Below are 6,323 nucleotides of genomic sequence, written 5' to 3'. Positions count from 1 at the left end.
GGATAAAGACGATCGGTGGGAACCGTGTAACCACCGCGATCGTTTTGCGCCAGAATGGCGCGGGCGGCTTCATGCATGTCTGGCTTGGTCATTGCGTTCACGGTACTTCCTTATTGTCGTGCAAGCGCGCGTCCGCTAGCGGCGTCGATCCAGGTGAGGCGCGTCGGGTCGACCTTCAAACCAACCTTTTCGCCGGCTCTCACTTTCGCAGTGGGGGGTGCGACGATACGAGCGGGCTGCCCCTCGATCGAGCCGGTGAGGAGAAGATGTGAGCCCATGGGCTCGACGACGCGAACGGAAAATGGAACACCGCTGCCATCACTCGATAGGACGGCATCTTCTCCTCGAAGGCCGAGATCCAGATCGCCCTCGACAGCCGGGGCAGGAAGATCGGCCGAGCCGATATGCACCCTTCCACCTTCTGCCTTGACCTTGATGAAATTCATCGGCGGGTTGCCGAGGAAGCCCCCGACGAAGCGAGTCGATGGCGTGGCATAGACCTCGAGGGGCGAGCCGATCTGCTCGATGCGTCCGCCATACATGACAGCAATGCGGTCGGCCAGGCCCATGGCCTCCGTCTGATCGTGCGTCACGTAGATCGTCGTCGTACCCGCTTTCTGCAGAACGGCCTTCAACTCTGTGCGCATTTCAAGACGGAGCAGAGCATCGAGATTCGATAGCGGCTCGTCCATGAGGAGAACGCTTGGCTGGATGGCGAGCGCACGAGCCACCGCGACGCGCTGGCGCTGCCCTCCTGAGAGCTTGGCCGGGTAGCGGTCGAGATAGGATTCGATGTGCAGGAGCCCCGCCGCTTGCTCGACCTGGCGCTTCACTTCCGCCTGCGACTTCTTCTGCATCCGCAAGCCGAAGGCAACGTTTTCGAACACCGTCATATGCGGGAAAACCGCGTAGTTCTGAAACACCATCGCGAGCTGGCGCTCACGCGGCGCGAGGTCGCTGACATCCCGTCCGCCGATCACGATGCGACCGGCACTCCGCGTCTCGAGGCCTGCGATAATCCGCAGAAGGGTGGTCTTGCCGCAGCCGGACGGSCCGAGCAACGCGACGAACTCGCCGTCCCCGACGTTCAGGGAAACTTCCTTGAGTGCCTGGAAGCCGCTGAACGTCTTGGCGACCCGATCAATGACGATATCGGCCATGGAACCTCGCTATTTGCTCGCAATGCCCCACACCGCGAACAGGTATCGCCTGACCGCGAAAATGAAGAGGACGGATGGGATGATCAGAATGAAGCCGCCGGCAAAGCGATAATGGAGCGGGCTCTCGGAGAGGACTTTGAGGAGATAGGCGGTCAACGTTCGTTCACGCACGGTGAGGATCGACGCCGCAAAGACTTCGTTCCACGAGATCACGAAGGCAAAGATGGCCGTTGCCGCAAGCCCCGGAAGCGCCAGCGGAAGGACCACTTTGACAAAGGCCTGGAAGCGCGTGCACCCGAAGACCCATGCCGCCTCCTCGTACTCGCGCGGGATCCCCATGAAGAGGCTCTGGGTGACGAGCGCAGCGAATGGAAGAGCAAGAACCGTATGCACCAAAGACACGCCGAATGGTGTGTCGTAGAGGCCGAGCCGAATGAACGATACCGTAAGGGGAAGCGCGAGGATCGCGAGCGGAAAAGCCCGCGTCAGCAAAACGAGAAGCCGGAATGCGGTCTGACCTTTGAACGCGTAACGCGCGAGCGCGTATCCGGCCGGCGCGCCGAGCAGCAGGGAGAACACGACTGTCAGCCCCGCGGCGATGAGCGAATTCATCAAGGCACTGAACACACCCTCGATGTTGAGGAACTGCATCATCGGTGCAATGGAGAGATCGGTCGGCCAAATTGATTTCGGCCACCGGTACACGCCGAGCCGTCCTCCGAACGCCCCCAGGGCAACGAAGTAGATCGGCACGAGGACCCAGGCGAGCAGGACGACGATGCCCGTCCACAACAGAAAACGCCGTGCACCGGGCAGAGCCGGGGCTTTCTCCATGGCAAGCGCAGTGTCGGCGGGTGCATTCATGGCAGTTGCTCCGGCCGAACGCGCAGCACGCGGATGTAGACAGCCGTGGCGGCAAGGGAAATCGCCATGATCAGAACGGCGTAGGCAGCGGCGACGCCGTAATTCTGGTTCACGTTCTGCCACGTATAGGCTTCACCGGCGAGCACGGGAAAGTTCGTCCCGCCCAGCGCATAGACGACCGCGAAGACCTCGAAGGCCAGAACCGTGCGCAGGATCAGAGCCGATTGGAGGCTTGGTTTGAGCAAAGGAAGCGTGATCCGGCGAAACCGCGTCCAGGGTCTCGCGCCGAAAACTTCCGCTGCTTCGGCGAATTCCTTGGGAATCAGCTGAATGCCCGCGACGATGATGACGAGGACGATCGCCGTCGCGCGCCACACCTCCGCCAGAACGATGGCGATGAACAAGGCGACAGGCGTTTCTTGCGACAACCAACCGACCGGACCCGGGATGACCCCGAGCGCGAAAAGCGCGGAATTGAGGTAGCCAGAGTTCTGCAGAATGGCGAGCCACGCCAAGCCCGCCGCCAGGTCGGAGATCCCGAGCGGGATGGTCAGGATCCATAAGACAAGATCCCGTCCGCGACCGATCTTCGTCAACATCACGGCCATCATGATGGCCAGAGCGACCTGGATCGGCAGAACCACGAGCGTCAGTAGAAATGTATTGCGGATGGCGAGCGAGAAATTCAGATCTCCGGCCATGCGCGCGTAATTGGCGAGCGAAAGCCCGCCCTCATCCGCAAACGACAACCAAACCGTCTGAACGAGCGGGATGAGGAAGAACGCACCAAGAAAAAGCACCGAGGGTGCAATCAGAGCATAGGGAGTCCATCGAGCACGCGACGTCATCAAGCCACCATCAAGGAGTCGACAAGAGGCTCCTCGGCCGATCAACCGACCGAGGAGCGATGGTCTCAGTTGACGGGGCAAGCACCCTGGCTCGCCTTGTCGGGTGCCCAGCAAGGAGCGTTCGTTTGCTTCATCAAGCCATCGAGAACCTTGGCCTGTTCCTCAAGTACCGTCTTGACCGGTTCACCGCGCAAGATGATGCGCTGGAACGTGTCGAGGTACACCTTGTTGAATTCGCCACCTTTCGCACCGAGCCCAACCGGGAGAAGCGATACGACTGCGTCCTTGGCCCCCTGTGTCGCAGCGACCGCGCTGGCAAGCAGCTTGACGCCGGGGCTGAGGTCCTTCGGAAGCTCCGCCTTGACGACGGGGAAGAAGCCAACTTCGGCAGCCGTCTTCACCTGGATTTCCGGCTTGGTGAGGTGTTCGATAACGGCAACCGCGCCATCGCGGTTCGGCGAATCCTTGGGAATTGCGAGACCTGCGACGACAGGCATATAGCCGCGCCCCTTCGGACCGGCGGGAGCCGGGAATGTGACGAATTGATCGGGCTGCGCCTCGAGCGCTTCTTTCACTCGCGCCACGTGATCCCATGCGATCCACACTTCGCCGGCGAGCAAAGGTTCCTGCATGAAATTGTAGTTGGTGGAGTTGGGGTTCGTGACAGCCCAAAGCTCCTTCATCGCATTCCAGCCGGCTTCGGCATCGGCAGACTTGAAGGGCGTCACGACCCCGCCCGTAAAGGAGGGATAGAAGTACCCTTGAAAAAACCGCGCCAGCAGGCCCGTCGGGCCAGCCGGGAAGCCAAGGCGACGCTGCCCCGTGCGGTCGGCGATGGTTTTCGCCCATTGCTGCAACTGCGCGTAGGTGAGCGTGTTGACGTCTGCACCGGCAGGCAAATATTGCAGCGCCTGCTTGTTCGCGACCATGATGTATGTCGCCTGCATCCAGGGGATGTATTGCTGCTTGCCCGAGCCGAGTTTTCCCAGCTCCATCAGATTGCTCGGAATACCCCGGTCGGCCAGTTTGGCGGCCAAGTCGTCGAGGGGCTGGATATCGTCGGGGACGTGGGGCTGCAATTCACCGTGAAGCGCGCCGACGACACTTGCCGTGCGCTTTCCGGCCTGAGTCTCGGCTTTCATGCGCACCGCGAACGCCGGCGGTTCGTCGACGACGTAGGTCACCTTTCCGGGAATACCCTTGAGGAGAACGTCGCGGACCTTGGTCGCCTCTTCGATCGGCCGCAGCTGTGTCGAATAGAAGATGGTTTCCTGCGCCTTTGCAGCGGACAGGCCACCGATCAGTGCAGCCGCCGTCGCGGCCATTCGCAAACTTGCACCATAGCTAGACATCGTCTGTTTCCTCCGTCGCCCTTATCGCGTCCGCTCCACCCCGGGTCGATGGGCGAAGCGGTTCCTCAATTCAGTCCGAGATGTGTCGCCCGCGGCACTTGCCGTACCGGCAATACCCGCTGCAACTCTTGCGGCTTCATTCCACCCAATCGAGCCATCAGCATTTCTGCGATCTGCACTCCGACATCCGGAGTAGCGATTTCCATGCTCGACAGCGGGGGATCCATGAAACGTGCCKATGGGAGATTGTCGTGCCCGATCACAGCGACATCGCGCCCAGGCGCCAGCCCTAATTCTCTAAGGGCGCCAAGCGCGCCGATGGCGATGCTGTCGGTGGCGCAGAGCAGTGCCGTCGGCCGCTGATCGCGGGACAAAAGTGCCTTGGCTGCCATGTACCCACCGGCCTCGTTGGGTTGCGCGCTGACTTCGAGATCCGCCGGAAGCCCGGCCTCTGTCAGGGCGCGATGCCAACCGGCACGACGAAGATGCCCGAAAGTGAGGTCGGCAGGCGCCGCGACATGCGCAATTCGTCGATGGCCGAGTGATGCCAAGAGGCGAGTCGCATCACCGAATCCCGCTTCGCCGTCCCCATCGATGTAGGCATGCTGCGCCTCGTTCTCGGTACGGCCGTGTGTAACGAACGGGATGTCGTGGCTGTTCAGATAGGCGACGCGCTCGTCGTTCCTGTACGTGCGGACAACGATCATCGCGTCGGCACGCCTGCCGTCCACCAGACGGCGATAGGTTTCCATCTCGCCCTGATGGCTCATCGTCGGGACGAGCATCAGATCGAGGCCTTCCTGCGCCAGCCGCTGACCGCACGACGCCAACATATCCAGGAAGACGGGCGGACCGAAATGTCCGGGCTCACATGGGAGTGTGACGGCGACGGTCTCGGCCTTACGACGCCGCAGACTGCGGGCCGCCGGATTTGGCCGGTAGTTCATCTTTTTCGCGGCGAGCTGCACACGCTCGCGGGTGGTCTCGGCCACATCCGAGTACCCGTCCAGAGCGCGCGATACGGTTGTGATGGACAGACCGAGAGATTGGGCCAGCTGCTTGAGGTTCGACAAAAGTCACACGTCTCCGAGCGTTCCAGGATGTTCTCCAAAACGTTTTGGAGAATCAAGTTCGCCTTTAGTCGACGGTATCTTTAGGGCAGCGAAAGTGACGGACGACGTGAGAAAGGCCGATCATCGGCGCGGGGTTTCGGGCCGCGCGCCGCACCTCGAACCTGGCCTCGGCCGCAGGCGAATTTGCGTGTCAGGCAGACCTTTGCTGTGAGGCCAACGCGCGTCCGTCCGCATCGAAGACATGGAGATTTTCGTGCGGCAATGTCACGTCGAGGCGATCGCCGACCTTGTAACGACCCTGCCCTGGCGCCGAGAGCGTAAAGTCCGATCCCTGATCCGTCTTGCCATGAAGAACGGTTTCCGCGCCGAGCTGCTCGACGAGCGTCAGCGCAATCGGAATCGTGCCGGTCCCCGGTTCCGCGACCTGCACGTGGTGCGGACGGATGCCGAGAGTAATCTTCGCATCCGGTCTCAGAGCCGGCCCGGACAGTCGGTGCTGCCGCCCATTGATCGCGACTCCAACTCCGTCCCCGATATGAATGGTTTCAGCCTCGATGAAGTTCATGCGAGGAGAGCCGATGAATCCCGCCACAAACTGGTTGGCGGGATTGTTGTAGAGATCGAGCGGCGTTCCGATCTGCTCAATCCTGCCGTTACGCAACACGACGATCCGATCGGCAAGCGTCATGGCCTCGGTTTGATCGTGCGTCACGTAGACCATCGTCGCACGAAGTCGCTTATGGAGCGCGGCGAGCTCAGCCCGCATCACCACGCGCAATTCCGCATCGAGGTTGGAGAGCGGTTCGTCCAGCAGGAATATTCCCGGGTTGCGAACAATGGCCCGCCCGATGGCGACGCGCTGGCGTTGCCCGCCAGAGAGCTGACCCGGCTTGCGCGCCAGAAGGGGCTCGATCAGGAGTAGTCGCGCCGCCTCGAGAACTTTCGCATCGATGTCCACTCGCGGCATCTTGCTGTYCTCCAAGCCGAACGCCAGGTTCTGGCGCACACTCATATGCGGGTAGAGCG

6 protein-coding genes are annotated in these 6,323 nt (G+C 61.5%); all 6 read right to left on the bottom strand.

Annotated elements, in window-relative coordinates:
- Window positions 1-110: 110 nt before the first annotated feature.
- The gene (locus AC1DT3_RS09870) at window positions 111-1,160 is read right to left on the bottom strand and encodes an ABC transporter ATP-binding protein (RefSeq protein ID WP_477465078.1); all 1,050 of its coding nucleotides are present in this window, start codon (window positions 1,158-1,160) and stop codon (window positions 111-113) included.
- Window positions 1,161-1,169: 9 nt separating this feature from the next.
- Window positions 1,170-2,024, bottom strand: coding sequence for a carbohydrate ABC transporter permease (locus AC1DT3_RS09865; RefSeq protein WP_477465077.1), 855 nt, complete (start codon window positions 2,022-2,024; stop codon window positions 1,170-1,172).
- Window positions 2,021-2,872: a carbohydrate ABC transporter permease gene (locus AC1DT3_RS09860; RefSeq protein ID WP_477465076.1), complete on the bottom strand. Its 852-nt coding sequence runs from the start codon at window positions 2,870-2,872 to the stop codon at window positions 2,021-2,023. Before AC1DT3_RS09860 ends, AC1DT3_RS09865 begins: the two co-directional genes overlap by 4 nt.
- 65 nt (window positions 2,873-2,937) lie before the next feature.
- Window positions 2,938-4,197: an ABC transporter substrate-binding protein gene (locus tag AC1DT3_RS09855; protein ID WP_477465079.1), complete on the bottom strand. Its 1,260-nt coding sequence runs from the start codon at window positions 4,195-4,197 to the stop codon at window positions 2,938-2,940.
- Between the two features lie 92 nt (window positions 4,198-4,289).
- Window positions 4,290-5,297 (bottom strand): LacI family DNA-binding transcriptional regulator, encoded by a 1,008-nt coding sequence (locus AC1DT3_RS09850; RefSeq protein WP_477465075.1) that lies wholly within the window; start codon window positions 5,295-5,297, stop codon window positions 4,290-4,292.
- A 190-nt stretch (window positions 5,298-5,487) separates the two neighbouring features.
- On the bottom strand, window positions 5,488-6,323 hold an 836-nt coding region (locus tag AC1DT3_RS09845; protein WP_477465074.1), incomplete at its 5' end, for an ABC transporter ATP-binding protein.

This window comes from Microvirga sp. P4_G7, assembly GCF_056401005.1.
This window is presented reverse-complemented; position numbering and strand designations above follow the sequence as displayed.